General features: G+C 46.8%; 15 protein-coding genes, 1 tRNA gene and 2 riboswitches. Of the genes, 7 read left to right on the top strand and 9 right to left on the bottom strand.

The window, feature by feature from the left end; genetic code table 11:
• Window positions 1-5: 5 nt before the first annotated feature.
• The 9 genes from BN1067_RS09590 to BN1067_RS09630 form a co-directional block, all read right to left on the bottom strand.
• On the bottom strand, window positions 6-599 hold the full coding sequence (locus BN1067_RS09590) for a DUF6305 family protein (RefSeq protein ID WP_053218640.1): 594 nt from the start codon (window positions 597-599) through the stop codon (window positions 6-8).
• Between the two features lie 122 nt (window positions 600-721).
• On the bottom strand, window positions 722-1,636 hold the full coding sequence (gene nikC, locus BN1067_RS09595; protein ID WP_053218641.1) for a nickel transporter permease: 915 nt from the start codon (window positions 1,634-1,636) through the stop codon (window positions 722-724).
• A gap of 18 nt (window positions 1,637-1,654) precedes the next feature.
• Window positions 1,655-2,659 carry an ABC transporter permease gene (locus BN1067_RS09600; protein ID WP_053218642.1) on the bottom strand — a complete coding sequence of 335 codons (1,005 nt, stop codon included), beginning with the start codon at window positions 2,657-2,659 and terminating at the stop codon, window positions 1,655-1,657.
• 111 nt (window positions 2,660-2,770) lie between these two features.
• Complete coding sequence (locus BN1067_RS09605; protein ID WP_053218643.1) at window positions 2,771-4,411, bottom strand: ABC transporter substrate-binding protein; 1,641 nt, start codon at window positions 4,409-4,411, stop codon at window positions 2,771-2,773.
• A 43-nt stretch (window positions 4,412-4,454) separates the two neighbouring features.
• Complete coding sequence (locus tag BN1067_RS09610; RefSeq protein WP_053218644.1) at window positions 4,455-5,441, bottom strand: ABC transporter ATP-binding protein; 987 nt, start codon at window positions 5,439-5,441, stop codon at window positions 4,455-4,457.
• Window positions 5,438-6,439: an ABC transporter ATP-binding protein gene (locus tag BN1067_RS09615; protein ID WP_199868505.1), complete on the bottom strand. Its 1,002-nt coding sequence runs from the start codon at window positions 6,437-6,439 to the stop codon at window positions 5,438-5,440. The genes BN1067_RS09610 and BN1067_RS09615 overlap by 4 nt, the downstream gene beginning before the upstream one ends.
• A gap of 329 nt (window positions 6,440-6,768) precedes the next feature.
• Window positions 6,769-6,844: transfer RNA gene (locus BN1067_RS09620), tRNA-Arg, on the bottom strand.
• A gap of 124 nt (window positions 6,845-6,968) precedes the next feature.
• On the bottom strand, window positions 6,969-7,127 hold the full coding sequence (locus BN1067_RS09625; RefSeq protein WP_110943410.1) for an aspartyl-phosphate phosphatase Spo0E family protein: 159 nt from the start codon (window positions 7,125-7,127) through the stop codon (window positions 6,969-6,971).
• A gap of 190 nt (window positions 7,128-7,317) precedes the next feature.
• Window positions 7,318-8,142, bottom strand: a complete 825-nt coding sequence (locus BN1067_RS09630) for a manganese catalase family protein (RefSeq protein ID WP_053218646.1) — start codon at window positions 8,140-8,142, stop codon at window positions 7,318-7,320.
• Window positions 8,143-8,368: 226 nt separating this feature from the next.
• Window positions 8,369-8,476, top strand: a riboswitch (SAM riboswitch).
• Window positions 8,477-8,656: 180 nt separating this feature from the next.
• Between BN1067_RS09630 and metX the strand changes: the two genes are divergently transcribed.
• From metX to BN1067_RS19865, 7 genes are all read left to right on the top strand, one after another.
• A complete protein-coding gene (gene metX, locus BN1067_RS09635) occupies window positions 8,657-9,748 on the top strand; it encodes a homoserine O-acetyltransferase MetX (RefSeq protein WP_053218647.1) in 1,092 nt (363 codons plus the stop codon).
• Between the two features lie 22 nt (window positions 9,749-9,770).
• A riboswitch (SAM riboswitch) is annotated at window positions 9,771-9,879 on the top strand.
• A gap of 79 nt (window positions 9,880-9,958) precedes the next feature.
• Window positions 9,959-11,743, top strand: coding sequence for a PLP-dependent aspartate aminotransferase family protein (locus BN1067_RS09640; RefSeq protein WP_053218648.1), 1,785 nt, complete (start codon window positions 9,959-9,961; stop codon window positions 11,741-11,743).
• 28 nt (window positions 11,744-11,771) lie between these two features.
• Complete coding sequence (locus BN1067_RS09645) at window positions 11,772-12,776, top strand: aliphatic sulfonate ABC transporter substrate-binding protein (protein ID WP_053218649.1); 1,005 nt, start codon at window positions 11,772-11,774, stop codon at window positions 12,774-12,776.
• Between the two features lie 21 nt (window positions 12,777-12,797).
• Window positions 12,798-13,643 (top strand): ABC transporter permease, encoded by an 846-nt coding sequence (locus BN1067_RS09650; protein ID WP_053218650.1) that lies wholly within the window; start codon window positions 12,798-12,800, stop codon window positions 13,641-13,643.
• 12 nt (window positions 13,644-13,655) lie between these two features.
• Window positions 13,656-14,390, top strand: coding sequence for an ABC transporter ATP-binding protein (locus BN1067_RS09655; RefSeq protein WP_053218651.1), 735 nt, complete (start codon window positions 13,656-13,658; stop codon window positions 14,388-14,390).
• A gap of 29 nt (window positions 14,391-14,419) precedes the next feature.
• Entirely contained in the window at window positions 14,420-16,099 is a 1,680-nt protein-coding gene (acsA, locus tag BN1067_RS09660; protein WP_053218652.1) for an acetate--CoA ligase, read from the top strand.
• Between the two features lie 30 nt (window positions 16,100-16,129).
• The coding region (locus tag BN1067_RS19865) for a homoserine dehydrogenase (RefSeq protein ID WP_053218653.1) at window positions 16,130-17,072 on the top strand (943 nt) is incomplete at its 3' end.

Raw genomic sequence — 17,072 nt, forward strand, 5'->3', positions numbered from 1 at the left:
TTCCGCTAACGGAATACTGAATTAAATGGTGTTAGCAGGTCTTCCAAGTCTTCCACAAGTGTTACAGGGACATTGGCTGCGTCCAATAAATCAATGATTTCGGATTTGTTGCCTAGCGATTTCAAGCCAAGGAAATAATCGGCATGCGGTGTTGCTGTCTTTAAAAGCTTGAAGTTCTGTCGCTCGTTTCTTTTGTCACCCGCAACATGCATGATGATGACTGGCATCTCTCTAAGTTCTGCTTCTTTGAGTAATCGCCTTGTCCTGTCCAGTTCTTCTGTAAAAGTTCTGTTACGGTTCTGCAGACCATATGGACTGCTTCCCACGGCGATGACAAGCGTCTGGTAGTCGTACAAGTCTGAGGCCAAAGCTCGAGGCCGGTAATCCCCCTCCAGATGTAAGTCCTCGGCAATTTTTGAGAGCAGGATGTTTTCGGGGGCCTGTCCCGCCGAAGTAAACAGTATCTTTTCTTTTCCGATCGGTGCGGGCAGATTTGGATACAAATTAAGCGAGTTTACGGAGACCGGGCTGGCAAACGGAATGGCAGCCAATAAGAGGCTTGCCAACAGACAACTTATAACAGCGCTTGATTTTTTCATGGCATACCTCCAATTTCAAAACAAACAAGGTAAAGCCAGTTCAGGCTTTACCTATAGTTTACATGATTGGAAAATAAAATTGGGATGAAATGGGAAGAAAACGTTTCTTTTTCTAATTCGACTTATTGCTTGAGCCTCGGATCCAATGCATCGCGCAGCCCGTCGCCAAATAAGTTGAAGCCTAACACGACTAGAAAAATGGCCATCCCTGGAAAGGCTACAACCCATGGAGCTGTTTGCAAAGCCGCTCGTCCATCACTCAACATAGCTCCCCATTCCGGAGACGGGGGCTGTGCGCCCAATCCGAGAAAGCTCAGACCTGCGGCATCAAGAATCGCGGTGCCGATGCTGAGTGTGGCCTGGACGATGATCGGGGCGAGACAATTCGGCAATACATGCTGGAATAAGATTCGGTTGTTTTTGGCTCCAATGGCCCTTGCGGCTTCAATATATTCTGTTTCTTTGACAGATAAAACGGTGGAGCGGACAATCCGCGCAAACTGGGGAACGCCGACAATGCCGATGGCAATCATCGCATTGGTAAGACTGGCTCCCAGGACTGCTACCAGGGCGATAGCCAGCAAAATACTAGGAAAGGCCATAAGGATGTCGATTAAGCGCATGATGATTTGATCGATCCAGCGGCCGAAATAGCCGGCAATGCCGCCGAGCAGAATGCCGATCACAGCGGAAATCCCTACGGCGATTAAACCGATTTGTATGGAAATCCGCGTCCCATACACAATTCTGCTGTAAATATCTCTGCCGAGCTCATCGGTTCCGAGCCAATGATCAGCTGATGGAGCAAGATAGCGGTCAAGCAGCTGTTGCTCGGTCGGATCATGGGTTGCTACCACAGGTGCCATGACTGCTATAACAATCAATAGCAAAATGATAAGCAGGCCAATAAACGACGTTTTGCTTTTCACCAGTCTGGATAACGCGTCCAGCCACAGGCTTGAAGACTTGGCCGTAAATGCTTCCGGGTTGTCTGGCACTTCCGGTGGCGTTGGAGAGGTTTGTGGTATTGCTGGCATCCTAATTCACGTCCTTTCTTAATCGTAGCTGATTCGTGGATCAAAGTATTTGTACAGTACATCGGTAATCAAATTGACGAGTACAAAAATGACGGCAATTATTAAAATCGTACTTTGGACGACCGGGTAGTCTCTGCCCATCACTGCTAAATAAACATAGCGGCCAATCCCCGGCCAGGAAAAAATGGTTTCCGTCAATACGGCACCACCCAGCAGGAGGCCGAATTGCAGCCCGATTACCGTCAATACTGGAAGAAACGCATTTTTCAACGCATGCTGGAAAACGATTAAATGACGGGCAAGACCTTTTGCGCTAGCGGTTCGTATGTAATCCTGTTTCATTACTTCAAGCATACTGGAACGGGTCATACGGGCGATGATAGCCATCGGGATCGTTCCAAGTGCGATACCAGGCATTAATAAATGGGAAAAAACATCCTTGAACGCTGCCCAATTACCGGTGATGATGCTATCCAGCAAGTAAAAATGAGTGATGGTTTGTAGTTCAATATCATTTGAAATTCTCCCTGAAGCCGGTAAAATATTCAGTTTGACGGAAAAAAGCCAAATCATCATTAAACCGAGCCAGAAAATTGGTAGTGAAACCCCGAACAATGCCCCGGTCATACTAAGGTTATCAAACCAGGAGTACTGTTTCACTGCAGCAATAACGCCAGCCAGGATGCCGATAACCATTGCCAGGATCATGGCAAAGACCGTTAATTCCACTGTGGCGGGCAGCCTGCTTGCAATTTCGACGCTTATTTCTTCCTGCGATTTTACCGACTCACCTAAGTCCCCCTGAAGGATTTTTCCGATAAAACGACCGTACTGGACGATATAGGGATCATTCAAACCGAGATCTTCCCTCAGTTGTTCCAGCTGAGACTCTGTCGATTTCTCACCTAGCATACTTCGCGCAGGGTCCCCAGGTATCAAGTGGATCAGTGAGAAGGTAAGAATGGAAACGCCGAGAAGTACCGGGATCAGCAAAACCAGTCTTCGCAAAATGTATTGGAGCATTCTTGTTCCTCCTTTCGGTGGCTTTCGTTAGTGGTCCGGATAAGCGGTTTGAAAACAGAAGTTACCCTGGCCCTATAGCCAAAGTAACTTCTGGAGTTTCCTATAAAACCGTTAACGACTGATATCCAGGAAGTTGAAAGGTTCGCTTCCTGTCGGATGTGGAAGATAATCGACTACATCCTTGCTTGCTGCAAGCGGTGGTGTCGTATGGGCGATAGGGAACCAAGGTGCGTCCTCATGGATGATTTCCTGTGCCTCCATATACAACTCCGTACGTTTTTCTTGATCCATTTCTGTCTGTGCGGCCTTTAACAAGTCATGTACTTCGTCACTTTTATAAAAGGCTACGTTTCCAGCAGAACCCAATTTGGCATTATCTTTATCTAGCAACACGTATAGGAAGTTGTCAGGGTCCCCGTTGTCACCGGTCCAGCCCAGGAAGGCCATATCATGCTCGCCGTTCTCTGTAGCAGCCAGGTGGGTATCCCAGTCATTTTCCACGATTTCTACTTCAATGTTCACTTCCGATAGCATTTCCTGGATCGCCTGTGCGGCAACCTTTGGCTGCGGCAAGTATGGACGAGGATTGGCCATGGAATAAAGGGTTACTTTGAAACCATCTGCATAACCTGCTTCGGCTAACAGTTTTTTCGCTTCTTCAATGTCATATCCATAGTCTTCAATATCGTCATTGTATCCCCAAAGTGAAGGCGGCATCGGGTTTTTGGCAGCTTTGCCGACTCCTTCGAAGAGCGTTAGCAATCTTTCTTTATCGATTGCAAGGTTGATAGCCTGCCGAACTGCTTTTTCACCCATCGGGCCATCTTGATCGGTATTCATTGCCATGTAACTGACGTTCATGGATGGTCTGCGGATGATTTGCAAATTGTCGTCAGATTCTGCCTGTGCGATATCCTGAGGGTTAAGTCCGTTCATGACGTCAATGGATCCCGATTGGAGTTCCATGAAACGTGCCCCGTTATCCGGAATGGTTCTGAATATGACTTTGTCGACTTTTGCTGGCTCATCGAAATAGTCATCATTTTTGACAACCGTGATGCTGTCGTCTTTAACCCATTCCTCAAATACAAACGGACCTGTACCGACTGGATTTTTAAAGAAATCTTCCCCATGTTTCTCGATTGCTTCGGGGCTTGCTATACCGAATGGAGGCATGGCAAGCGTGTAAAGGAAGGGCGCATTTGGTTCAGATAAAGTGAATTTTACTTCATGGTCACCAGTGGCTTCTACTTTTTCAATAATGCCTTTCAAATTATCCTCTGTGGCACCGAACATGTAACCGTAGTAAATAAAGTCTGCAGATGTAGCCCAGCGCTCAAAATTGAATACGACATCTTCGGCAGTAAAATCGTTGCCGTCATGGAATTTAACATCGTCACGAAGCTGGAATGTCCAAACAAGGCCATCCTCGCTTGTTTCCCAATCTGTAGCCAGAGAAGGTCTTACCTCTGTGCTGTCTTCTTTGTAACGCACCAGCGTGTCATACAACTGGTTGGTTACATAGATGGATTCTCCATCGGTGATTTTTGACGGATCGAGCTGCACAGAGTCTGCGCCACGTCCGAAGACGAATGTTTTTTCACCGTCGTCGCTTGCTTCTGTGTCATCACTTGCCTCAGCTGTGTCCTCACCAGTATCCTCTGAGCCGGCTTCGTCACTGCTGCAGCCACTGACTACCAAAACTACTAATAACAACATACCAAATAGAGTCCATAATACTTTTTTGTTCATTCTTTTCCCCCTTAAAAAATTTTTTATAGAATTGACGCGAGAGTCAGTACTCAAGCGCCACTTCTTTAACAAAGTGACAAGCAGCCAGCTGGCCATCAGGTGTAACCTGCTTAAGCTCCGGATTTACCTTCCGGCAGATTTCCTCTGCAAAGGGGCATCTGGTATGGAACTTGCAGCCTTCAGGCGGATTGGAAGGAGAAGGGAGGTCACCTTTAATGGTGATCCGTTCTCTGGACACTTTCGGATCTGCTTCCGGAATAGCAGAGAGCAATGCCTGGGTGTACGGATGCTTCGGGTTTGCATAAAGCTCCTCGACTTCGCCGATTTCGACGATTTGTCCAAGGTACATGACTGCAACACGATCACTGATATGATGCACCACACTTAAGTCGTGGGCGATAAATAAGTAGGTCAGCTGGAATTCATCCTGTAGTTCTTCCATCAAATTGATGACCTGTGCCTGAATGGAAACATCCAGCGCGGATACAGGTTCATCACAAATCACCAATTCAGGATCCAGCGCAAGTGAACGGGCAATGCCGACCCGTTGTCGTTGTCCGCCACTGAATTCATGTGGGTATCGTTGTTTATGGTAGGAGCTAAGGCCGACTACTTCGAGAAGCCGGTCCAGCTTCTGTTTACGCTCCGCTTTCGGGATATTGAAAATTTTCATCGGTTCCGTGATGATTTGTTCAATCGTCTTTCTGGGATTGAGGGAAGCATAAGGATCCTGGAAAATCAGCTGCATATCACGCCGGAGCTTTCGAAGCTTTTCACCTCGGTAGTCGGTGATATCTTCTCCCTTGAAGCGGATCGTGCCGGAAGTGGGCTCCAACAGCTTTAAAATTGCCCGTCCGGTGGTCGACTTGCCACATCCACTCTCGCCGACAAGGCCTAATGTTTCTCCTTTTTTGACATGAAAGGAAACACCATCCACCGCTTTAACGGCACTGGATTGTTTTTCGAATAGGCCACTCCCTTTTATAGGAAAATGTTTTTTCAGGTTAGTTACTTCTAGTAGATTGCTCATTCCGATACCACCTTCTCCGCATCTTCTTCATATAACAGACAACGGACATGATGATTGGCTGTTTGTTCCGTCCAGGCTGGGTCATGGCTAAAACAGCTTTCCATCGCATGATGGCATCTCGGCGCAAAACTGCAACCGCCAGGCAGAGCCCGCAAATCAGGAGGAAGTCCTTCGATAGCTGCCAGTTTTTCTTTTTTAGAGCCAATACGTGGAATCGAATTCATTAGCCCCAGTGTGTAAGGATGCTTTGCCTGGTCGAAGAGGGTGTTTTTGTCTGTGTATTCGACTGGTTTACCCGCATACATAACCATAACGCGGTCACACACTTCCGCGACAACACCGAGGTCGTGGGTGATCATGATAATCGCCATTCCCAATTCCTTTTGCAGCTTTGCCAGCAGTTCTAAAATCTGTGCCTGGATGGTTACGTCAAGAGCGGTAGTCGGCTCATCCGCAATCAGTACTTCAGGATTACAAGCCAAAGCCATTGCTATCATGACCCGCTGTCTCATCCCTCCGCTAAATTCATGGGGATAGTTCTTCAAGCGGCCGCGTGCTTCAGGGATACCGACTAAATCTAGCAGTTCTACCGCACGTTCCCTTGCTTGTTTTTTGTTCATCTGCTCATGGACCAAAATCGTCTCAACCATTTGTTTTTCCACAGTAAATACAGGATTGAGGGAAGTCATCGGATCCTGGAAAATCATCGAAATTTCTTTCCCTCGGATTTTACGCATTTGTTTTTCGGATTTTTTTAACAAATCTTCTCCTTTGAACAAAATTTCGCCATCGACAATTTTACCGGGTGGGGAAGGAATCAAATTCATGATGGACATGGCTGTAATACTTTTTCCTGAACCGGATTCTCCCACGATACCCAGCGTCTCACCGGGACTTATAGCGAAAGAAACACCATCTACCGCTTTGACAACGCCCGACTTCGTAAAAAAATGGGTATGTAATTGGTTGACTTCCAGGATGGGTGTATCTGAGTTCATGCTCATCCTCCTTGCTGGTAGGTACTTCTGACTGTAAATCCTAAACGTTCCGAACGTTCAATAAATCATACTTTTCTGAATTATCTATATATTATACATGTTATGATGGGCTTGTGGACTTTTTCTCATTTTTCTCATAAAAAAGTATGTTACAGATAAAAATAGGGGAAATGATTGCGAATAAATGGTCAGGACAGTAGGCATCTAGTGAGAAGCGGGAAAGGCAGAGGAAAGGATTTTTCTCGGAGTTAAAATAAAACCAAGTCGACTCAAACTAAAAAAGCTGGCCTTAAGTCATGTTTATGACTTAAGGCCAGCTTTTTGATAGATGCGCTCGGAGGGATTCGAACCCCCGACAGACGTGGTACCGGAAACCACCGCTCTATCCAACTGAGCTACGAGCGCAGAGTAATAGGGTTGTAGCGGAGCTGTATAACCAGCGCCGACTGACAACGACTATTATACGTCAAAAAATGTTTGAGTGCAAGAGGAAAAAATATATCCCGAAAAGGAAGTAGCTATCACCGGATTATTGGTCCCGTTTTTTCTGTTCAAGCTGATTGATTACCTTGTCCAGCGTCTGGGATATTTGGAGCACTTCTCGTCCGGTCGGGTTTTCGTTGTATGCTTCGTACATTTTGATTCGTAATGCTTCGATTTTATCTTCGAGTTCCTGCAAATAGACCATAACTGCCCTCCAAGAAAAGTGTATCACGATAAGTACTTCCCCGGATAAGCAAGAAAAAAACAGCCAAAATGATGTTTTGTTCGCCATACCTATTCCAAGAGAGAATGACTTCGGTCATAAACGAGGTATAAAGTAACAATTAAAAGAAAAAGACTGTGCGCGCTAGCGTGCACAGGCCTTTTTCCCTTGATTATTTATCAAGAGGTGGGGTGGAATGTACATATGGAGGTGCTGGTTTCAGTTCTGGTTTTCCACCATACCCCACTGGTTCGCTTTCATACTGAAAGTCGTGTCCATCCGGGGCATTACCTGAAGCCCATACGCCCCGTGCGCTGTCTTCTCCTTCAGAAAAGTTGTATAGTTTATGGGAAAAATCGAGCGCTTCCCATTCAGCGGGCACAGTGGTCGGGGTAATATTTCCGCCTTCTTTTTCCTCTAGTTCCTTCAGAGCAGCCATCCACTGGTTTTGGTGCATGGTATCTCTTGCCAGTAAGAAAGAAAGCATATCTTTCACGCCTCGATCTTCGGTTAGTTCATATAATCTGGCGACTTGTAACCGTCCTTGAGACTCGGCATTGAGGTTGGCGCGCATGTCAGCCATCAGGTTACCGCTGGCAATGATGTACCCTGCATTCCATGGTACGCCGGCACTGTTTTCTGGAGTTGCTCCAAGGCCGGATACAATGGCATGATGGGGGTTCATTCCGCCCATGATTGCTCCGATCACAGGATCTTTCGCAGCTTTTTCTTGTTCATTGATAGGAGCATCGTCCAGTAAACGAGCGATCATTGTAGCAATCATTTCAATATGGCCAAGCTCTTCTGCACCGGTGTCCATGATTAAATCTTTATATTTTTCATTCCCTCTGGTGTTGAAGCCTTGGAATAAATATTGCATGGCTACGGACATTTCACCGAATTGTCCGCCAAGGATCTCCTGCAGTTGCTTGGCAAAGACCGGGTCGGACTTTTCGGGTTTCGCATGATACTGAAGCTCTTTTCTGTGAAAAAACAAGTTAAAAACCACCTTTTCTAGCATTTTTACGGTTTGTTTAGCTTTTTATCGCTGGAGGGCCCGTCCTGTCGCGACATTCAACTTGTTCCCATATCATGATCGAAATAAACGGTTATCTTATTTTTTCTTAATAATTATTTCAAAAAAGAAAACAGACAGAAAACCTGTTGACAGTATTTCCGCCTCATGCTAGAATTCAGATTAAATCAAAACGAAATATTGCGAAAACTTATCCAGAGAGGTGGAGGGACTGGCCCGATGAAACCCGGCAACCTTTAAGCCACGGCTTAAAAAGGTGCTAATTCCTGCTGAGCGCAAGCTTGGAAGATAAGGAGTGAATTGAAATTCAATGCCTCTCTATCTTCTGGAGAGGCATTTTTTGTGTACTCAAAGGGGCTTTTTATGAGGTAAGCAAAGAGCTGATGAAAATCAGAATCCCAATCAGCTACTACTGCTATCGATGGATTGAGAAAAAATCAGGTTAATTGAAAAAGAAAGGTGGTGAATCCGTCGTATGGAAGTGAAAACAGCTGCTAAGAGGAAGACTGGCACCATCAATATAGGAGAACTCGAATTGGAATCAGGAACGGTTCTTCCTGAGGTTGAGCTTGCTTATGAAAGGGTTGGCTTTTCCGATGCTCCGGCGATTCTGGTCTGTCATGCGCTGACCGGAAGCCAGCATGCTGTTGGTGACCAGGATTCACCAGGCTATTGGGCGGAAATGATCAAACCCGGAGGATTCATCGATAGTGACCGTTATCAGGTCCTATCCTTCAATGTTCTGGGAGGATGCAATGGTTCGACAGGACCGCTGAGCATCGAACCTGAAACAGGTAAGGCGTATCAGGCGAAGTTTCCGTTTATTACGGTGCGTGATATGGTGCTCGCGCAGCATCAGGCACTTGAAAAACTAGGGATTACCCATTTAGCGGCGGTCATCGGCGGATCACTCGGTGGCATGCAGGTACTTGAGTGGGGAGTCATGTTCCCAAATAAGATGGACCGTTTGATTCCACTGGCCGTTACGCCGTATTTAACCGACTATGCTATTGCATTCAATAATATAGCAAGGCTTGCGATTTTGCATGATCCTAACTGGAATAACGGCAATTACGCAGAGGGATCCATACCGGAGAGCGGGTTAAGCCTGGCACGTATGGTAGGAATGATTACGTACCGATCTGGAGACTTGTTCAACGAACGCTTTTCCAGAAAACAACGGGCACCGGCAGGGAACTTTCATGATGAAATAGCTTATGAAGTCGAGTCTTATCTCGATTACCAGGGGAAAAAGCTTACCAAACGTTTTGATGCCAACAGTTATCTGTATTTGTTGAAAGCAATGGATACACATGATATTGGACGGGAGCGGGGAGGCTGGAAAAAGGCGGCTTCCCGGATCAAAGCTCCAGTGACAGCGCTAGGCTATAGCGGAGACCTTTTGTTCCCGCCAGCAACCTTGGAAGAGCTGGTGGATGAATTGAAACAGGACGGGAAAGAGGCATCATACCGCTTGATCGACACCAGTTTCGGCCACGATGGTTTTCTGGTCGAATTTGAAAAATGGGGGGGCATCATCAAATCCAAATTGGAAAGCTCATCTTGATGAAAAATGAATAAAGACAAAACTCTTATCCAGAGAGGCTGAGGGACTGGCCCGATGAAGCCCGGCAACCTTCAAGTTTATCTTACTTGAAAGGTGCTAATTCCTGCAGGAGAAATCCTGACCGATAAGGGGAGGAATTTGCATGGGCAGCCCTCTTCTTATGAAGAGGGCTATTTTCATTTATCAGAAATTATGGGGAGGAAATCAAACATGGCAAACACGTACGATTTAGAAACTTTATCACTTCACGGAGGACAATCACCGGATCCGACGACAGGTTCACGTGCGGTTCCTATCTATCAAACAACTTCTTATGTTTTTCACGACACAGAGCATGCGGAACGGTTATTTGCACTTGATGAACCAGGAAATATTTATTCCCGTTTAGGCAATCCGACAGTCGATGTTTTTGAAAAGCGGCTTGCACTGTTGGAGGAAGGCGTTGCAGCCGTCGCTGTTTCTTCTGGTATGGCTGCCATCACACTGTCGATTCTTAATCTGGCAAGTGCCGGGGACGAAATCGTAGCAGCCACCAACTTATACGGCGGTACGTACAATTTGTTTTCGACTACGTTACCGCGATACGGCATTAAGGTAACCTTTGTCGATCCTACTGATCCGGAAAATTTCCGTCAGGCGATCACGGAAAATACCAAAGCCGTTTATGGAGAGATTATCGGCAATCCTAGTCTGCATGTACTCGATGTGGAAAAAGTGGCGGCAATTGCCCATGAACACGGGGTTCCGCTAATCATTGACAATACTTTTGCAACGCCTCATGTTTGTAAACCCATTACACTTGGTGCAGATATAGTCGTCCATTCTGCTACCAAATGGATCGGTGGGCATGGAACATCGATTGGCGGTGTGATCGTCGATGGCGGAAGGTTCAACTGGAACTCGGAAAAATATCCGCAGTTTACAGAACCAGATCCTAGCTACAACGGTATCCACTATGCAGTTGATTTCGGCACATTGGCGTTTAGCACCAAAGTAAGGGTTCAGTTACTGAGGGATTTTGGAGCGTCACTAAGTCCATTTAACGCCTTTTTGCTATTACAAGGACTCGAAACATTGCACTTAAGGGTCGAACGCCATAATCAGAATGCCCTGGAGCTTGCGAAATACTTGCAGAATCACCCGGCAGTGGAATGGGTTTCGTATCCAGGACTGGAAGAGCATCCGTCTCATCAGTTGGCCGATAAAACCCTTCAACACGGATATGGATCGATTGTCAATTTTGGAATTAAAGGCGGCAAAGAGTCTGGTCGTAAGTTAATCGACAATGTAGCTTTATGGTCGCATTTAGCGAACGTCGGAGATGCGAAGTCCTTAATCATCCATCCGGCTTCTACAACTCATCAGCAATTGTCACCAGAAGAACTGATAGCCACCGGCGTTAAAGCAGAGCTTGTCCGGTTGTCGGTCGGTATCGAGTCGGTGAGGGATCTGATTAACGATTTGGATAATGCATTGACTAAAGCGACAGGCCAACAAAAAGAGAGCGGCCCGCAGATTGTGATAAACGATGAAGGCGTGATCCGTTGGGCTTTGCAGTCCCCGACAGAACGCGTCGAGTCCGATGGAAAAGAGGAACAGCGGCAAAAAACCTTGGCAATTGTCGGGTTAAGTGGTAAAGAGGCAAGACCAAGCCATCGACTCGCCAGAAAGATGCAGCGGCTTGGCTATAAAATCATTCCTGTGAATCCGCGTGAAACGGAAATTTTGGGTGAGAAGGCATATCCGGACTTGAAGAGCATCACGGAACCGATTGATATCGTCCAGGTTTTCAGAAGTCCGGAAGCAGCAATCGAAATCGCTCGAGAAGCAGCAGAAGTCCGGCCGAAAATCTTCTGGCTCCAGGAAGGGGTAGTTTCAGACGAAGCAGCTGAAATTGCAAGGGATGCAGGACTTCAGGTTGTTCATAACCGTTGTACGTATAAGGAAGCGCAACGGTTGAGAGGGACCATAACGACTTACGTGTGTGAAATATAAGAAGGATGTAACAACGAGGAGGATACCCATGAATCGCATACCATTGATAGACATAAGAAGCTTTTTGGCTCTGACAGCATTGGCGTTAATTGTGATTGTTACTGCCGGCTGTTCATCCAGTGCAAATTCGGAAGGAGCACCAGATAAGATACGGCTTGATTATGCTTACTATTCACCGACCAGCCTGGTGTTGAAAAATTTCGGTTGGGTGGAAGAAGAGTTTGAAGAAGAAGGCATCGATGTAGAGTGGGCGCTTAGCCAGGGAAGCAACAAAGCGTTGGAGTTTTTGAACAGCGACAGTGTCGACTTTGGCTCGTCAGCAGGTGCTGCCGCTCTAATGTCTAAAGCAAATGGCGCACCGATTAAAAACGTTTATATTTATTCGAAACCAGAATGGACGGCTTTGGTGACTGCCAATGATTCCGGAATCACCGACCTTGAAGATTTGAGAGGGAAAAAGGTAGCAGCCACGTTGGGAACGGATCCTTACATATTTCTGCTGCGTGCTCTGGAAGCAGAGGGAGTGCCGTCTGATGAGGTGGAAATTGTGAACCTTCAGCATGGTGATGGTGCTTCTGCCCTGACATCCGGTCAGGTAGACGCATGGTCCGGTCTTGACCCGCATATGGCCCGGTTGGAGCTGGAATCGGATGCCGAGCTTTTTTATCGTAATCCAGACTTTAATACGTATGGTTTCTTGAATGTCAGAGAAGAATTTGCAGAAAAACATCCTGAATACGTTAACCGTGTGATTGAGGTTTACGAAAAAGCTAGAAAATGGATCCAGGAAAATCCGGAAGAAGCAGCCAAATTACTGGCTGAGGAAGCAGAGATTAAACAAGAAGTAGCGGTAAAACAGCTGGAAAGAAACGATTTTTCTGAACCAGTTCCTGGAGATGTGCAAAGAGATGCGTTGATAGAGGCTGGGAAAGTGTTACAGGAAAGCGAGACGATTGATCCGGAAGCCAATATCGAAGAGTTGACAGACGAATTAATCGATCCATCTTTTGCAGAGGAAACGATATCGGAATAAATCAGGCGGGGAGGAGGATTTATGGCTAAAAATCAAAGTGAAGTGAGGAGTGTCTTCACGGCAAATGGAAAAAGGAATGTTAAGACAGCCAAACCATCAAATGCATTCACGCATCCCCTTTTATTGGGAAGTATTTTGCCATTGCTGTTGGTGGTTGTGTGGGAAGGATTATGCCGGTTGGAAGTATTTCCTTCCTATCAGCTTCCGGCTCCCTCCGTCATTTTAAGTACGATTGTCGAAATGGCAACAGACGGCACGCTTTGGGGACATGTCGGTATCACCAGTTACCGGGTATTGATGGGATTTTTGCTTGGAACGGCTGCAGCTATTCTGCTTGGTGCGTTAGTCGGTTTTTATAAGCATGCGGAGGCGTTATTCGATCCGCTTATCCAGGCGTTTCGTTCTATCCCTTCCCTTGCCTGGGTACCACTTTTTATTTTATGGATGGGAATCGGCGAGCCGTCAAAAATTGCCATGATTGCAGTCGGTGTCTTTTTTCCGGTCTATTTAAATATTGTCAGTGGTATAGGCGGAGTCGATCGGAAACTGATAGAAGTAGGGAAAATATACGGATTGAATACATTTCAGCTTGTACGAAGAATTATTCTCCCGGCGTCTCTTCCTTCTTTTCTAGTTGGACTGCGCAGCGGTCTTGGTCTGGGCTGGATGTTTGTCGTGGCGGCAGAGCTGATGGGTGCGAGCCAGGGGCTGGGTTATTTGCTAGTCGTCGGCCAAAACACGTTGGCGCCAGAAACCATCATAGCCAGTATTGTCTTATTCGCAGTGATAGGGAAGCTGTCGGACTGGATCCTTAAAATACTCGAGACCCGAACCTTGCACTGGCAGGATCGGGCAGCAAAGTCATAAGGGGGAAAAGAGATGAGTCTGCAATTAGAAAGAGTGGGCAGGACGTTTGCAGGAAAAACTGCTGTCCAGGAAGTTTCCTTTCGTGCGGAACCAGGAGAAATTATCGGCCTTCTAGGAACAAGCGGATGCGGCAAAAGTACGCTGCTTCGTGCCATATCCGGGCTTGACAACGAATATGACGGTGTAATCGAGATCAATGGGCAAAAAGTGAATGGGATACAGAAGACGACAGGGTTTATGTTTCAGGAGCCGCGTCTCCTGCCTTGGTTGAATGTCCTTGACAATGTCACGTTCGGTCTCGAGGGAAACAAAGAGGAGAAACAGGAGAAAGCTGCCCGATACTTGAAAAGTGTCGGTCTTGCGGGCAATGAAAAATTGTATCCGAAACAGCTTTCAGGCGGTATGGCCCAGCGTGTGGCAATTGCCCGTGCACTGGCTACTTCACCGGAAATTTTGCTGCTTGATGAACCGTTCAGTGCCCTCGATGCGTTTACCAAAATGCAGCTGCAGGATCTGTTGCTGGAAGTGTGGAATAGTTATCGGTCGACCATGGTCCTGGTAACACACGATGTAGATGAAGCTGCTTATTTATGCGACCGGATCATCGTGCTGAGAGGGCAGCCAGGCAAAGTTGAAAAGGAAATCACGATTCCCCAAGCGAAACCTAGAGAAAGGGGAAGCAGCGAGTTGGCTGCTTATAAGGCAGAAATACTTGCCAGCTTGGATTTAACAACAGATACAGCATGAAATAGCTAGATACATAGAGGAGGTTCAACATGACAGCCAATGACTTGAAAATATTAGAAGCCGATAGGGGCGTACACAACTTAACAAACTATCGTGGTGTGGCTGATACATTTACCTGGGAACAAGCCGCACAACAGCTAAGCCTTTCCAAAACCTGTAAATGGAATGCCGCTTACGAAACGATCGACCGTCATGTTGCAGAAGGATATGGCAATAAGACGGCCTTGTATTTTGTCCAGGATGAATACAACGAGAGCTACACGTTCGCAGAGGTGAAAGAAAAAACAGATCACTATGCCCGTGTATTGAAGGAACAGGGAGTCGGCAAAGGTGATCGCGTATTTGTGTTCCTGCCGAAAACTCCTGCCTGTTACTTTTCCATTCTGGCCATCATCAAAATCGGTGCAATTGCTGGTCCATTGTTTGAAGCATTTATGGAAGAAGCAGTAAAAGACCGAATGAATGACTGTGACGGCACTGTCTTGATTACGGATGATCAGCTTGTTCAGCGGGTGCCTCAAACGGAAATCCCCAGTTTACAGACCGTGTTGCTGGTTGATCAAATCGAAGCAGCAACAGTCAAAACCACAGGAGAAGAGCTGGTCGAATGGGTGGATCCGGAGGACGGGATGCTGATACATTACACTAGCGGATCGACAGGAAAACCGAAAGGCGTGTTACATGCACACAGAGCTGTCGTCCATCACTACCAATCCGGCAACTGGGTACTGGATATCCAGGAGGATGACGTATATTGGTGCACTTCCCATCCAGGTTGGGTTACGGGTAGTGTTTACGGTTTGTTTGCACCATGGTTGAATCGTGCCGCTATCGTCATCCAAGCGGGCAGGTTTCGGGCGGAAAACTGGTACCAGATCATTGAAGATTTTGGCGTCACTATTTGGTACAGTGCCCCTACTGCTTTTCGCATGCTGATGGCTCAGGGAGAGTTATATAAACAATATAACTTGAAGTCGCTACGGCATATTTTAAGTGTCGGAGAACCTTTGAATCCTGAAGTCATCAGCTGGGCATGGGACAACTTAGCACTACGGATTCATGATACATGGTGGATGACTGAAACCGGCGGCCACTTGATCGTCAATCTTCCGTCAGAACCGATAAAGCCTGGATCAATGGGGCGTCCGTTCCCGGGAATAACGGTCGGTATATTGGATGAGGACGGGGAAGAACTTCCGGCAGGATCCATCGGTCAGCTTGCAGTTAAAACGCCTTGGCCGGGATTAATGAAAGAAATTTGGGGAAACCAGAATAAATTTGCTTCCTACTTCTTATATGAAGGCTGGTATGTCTCAGGTGATCTGGCTGTCCAGGATGAAGACGGCTATATCTTTTTCCAGGGCAGGAGCGATGACATGATTAATTCAGCCGGGGAGCGGATTGGACCCTTTGAAGTGGAAAGCAAGTTGATCGAACATCCTGCAGTTGCAGAGGCTGGTGTTATTGGTAAGCCGGATCCCTTACGCGGTGAGCTGGTAAAAGCATTTATTACCTTGCGTTCCGGCTATGAAGGAACGCCAGAACTGCTCGAAACAATACGCGTTTTTGTTAAAGAGCATTTGGCCGCACATGCTGCTCCAAGGGAGATTGAAGTAGTCGAAGAATTACCCAAAACAAAAATAAGCGGTAAAATCCTGCGCAGGGAATTGAAGCAGCGGGAGCTCGATAAAGATAGCATAACCTCATAGCTGCAGATAGAGAGGAACAGGAGGTAAAGTATGACTACGGTCAAAATAGCGTTGCTGGGATTTGGTACAGTGGGGAGCAGTGTTTACCAAACCATTCAAACACGACAAAGCAAATTCGAAAGATTGATAGGAAGAAAAGTGGAAATCGTTGGGGTATTGATTCAAAATGAGGCAAAACACCGTGATATCGCTGAGGGCATTTTGGTAACCTCTTCATTCGAGGAGCTGATCTCTATCCCGGAGATTGACGTAATCATCGAAGCGATAAACGGAGCCGAACCGGGAGCCGGTTATTTGCATCGCGCCTTGGAAAAAGGAATCCATGTGGTGACCGCCAATAAAGAGCTTCTTGCTAACCAGGGAAATGCATTACGGGAAAGCGCAGATAACGGTAAAGCCAGACTTAAATTTGAAGCAGCGGTTGCAGGAGGAGTTCCGGTAATAGGGACGCTGCAACAGCTGCTGCAGGTGAACGATATTTCCAATGTAGAAGCCATTTTGAACGGGACATCCAATTACATCCTTACCGAAATCGCAACAAACCGGGTAAGCTTTCAAGAAGCGTTACAATCCGCCCAGAAGCTAGGATATGCTGAAGCAGATCCCGGGAATGATATTGATGGATGGGACGCATTTTATAAGCTGATGATTTTGAGCGATTTATTGCTTGGCCAACAGCCGGAATGGACACAAGTGGCAAGGCGCGGCATTCGTGGTATCACGCTTGCTGATATTCTGGCCGTTGAGTCGGCCGGATGGAGAATCAAGCCTGTTGCCAGTTTCCGACTTAAGGAAGGAAAGGCACGCCTTCTGGTTGAGCCGATGGCGGTTCCTGCTGGTCATCCATTATATGAGGTATCAGGAGTGGATAATGCTGTATTCATTCACGGAGATTTGGCCGGCAACTTAAAATTACAGGGGCCCGGGGCCGGTGCACTGCCTACTGCTAGCGCCATTTTAGAAGACTTCGTCC

This window comes from Virgibacillus senegalensis, assembly GCF_000821245.2.
Taxonomy (GTDB): Bacteria; Bacillota; Bacilli; order Bacillales; family Amphibacillaceae; genus Sediminibacillus; species Sediminibacillus senegalensis.

Coding starts and splice junctions, on each gene's coding strand:
- BN1067_RS09590 (WP_053218640.1), bottom strand. CDS start 599: ATGAAAAAATCAAGCGCTGTTATAAGTTGTCTGTTGGCAAGCCTCTTA.
- nikC (WP_053218641.1), bottom strand. CDS start 1,636: ATGCCAGCAATACCACAAACCTCTCCAACGCCACCGGAAGTGCCAGAC.
- BN1067_RS09600 (WP_053218642.1), bottom strand. CDS start 2,659: ATGCTCCAATACATTTTGCGAAGACTGGTTTTGCTGATCCCGGTACTT.
- BN1067_RS09605 (WP_053218643.1), bottom strand. CDS start 4,411: ATGAACAAAAAAGTATTATGGACTCTATTTGGTATGTTGTTATTAGTA.
- BN1067_RS09610 (WP_053218644.1), bottom strand. CDS start 5,441: ATGAGCAATCTACTAGAAGTAACTAACCTGAAAAAACATTTTCCTATA.
- BN1067_RS09615 (WP_199868505.1), bottom strand. CDS start 6,439: ATGAACTCAGATACACCCATCCTGGAAGTCAACCAATTACATACCCAT.
- BN1067_RS09625 (WP_110943410.1), bottom strand. CDS start 7,127: ATGGTCTATTTGCAGGAACTCGAAGATAAAATCGAAGCATTACGAATC.
- metX (WP_053218647.1), top strand. CDS start 8,657: ATGGAAGTGAAAACAGCTGCTAAGAGGAAGACTGGCACCATCAATATA.
- BN1067_RS09640 (WP_053218648.1), top strand. CDS start 9,959: ATGGCAAACACGTACGATTTAGAAACTTTATCACTTCACGGAGGACAA.
- BN1067_RS09645 (WP_053218649.1), top strand. CDS start 11,772: ATGAATCGCATACCATTGATAGACATAAGAAGCTTTTTGGCTCTGACA.
- BN1067_RS09650 (WP_053218650.1), top strand. CDS start 12,798: ATGGCTAAAAATCAAAGTGAAGTGAGGAGTGTCTTCACGGCAAATGGA.
- BN1067_RS09655 (WP_053218651.1), top strand. CDS start 13,656: ATGAGTCTGCAATTAGAAAGAGTGGGCAGGACGTTTGCAGGAAAAACT.
- acsA (WP_053218652.1), top strand. CDS start 14,420: ATGACAGCCAATGACTTGAAAATATTAGAAGCCGATAGGGGCGTACAC.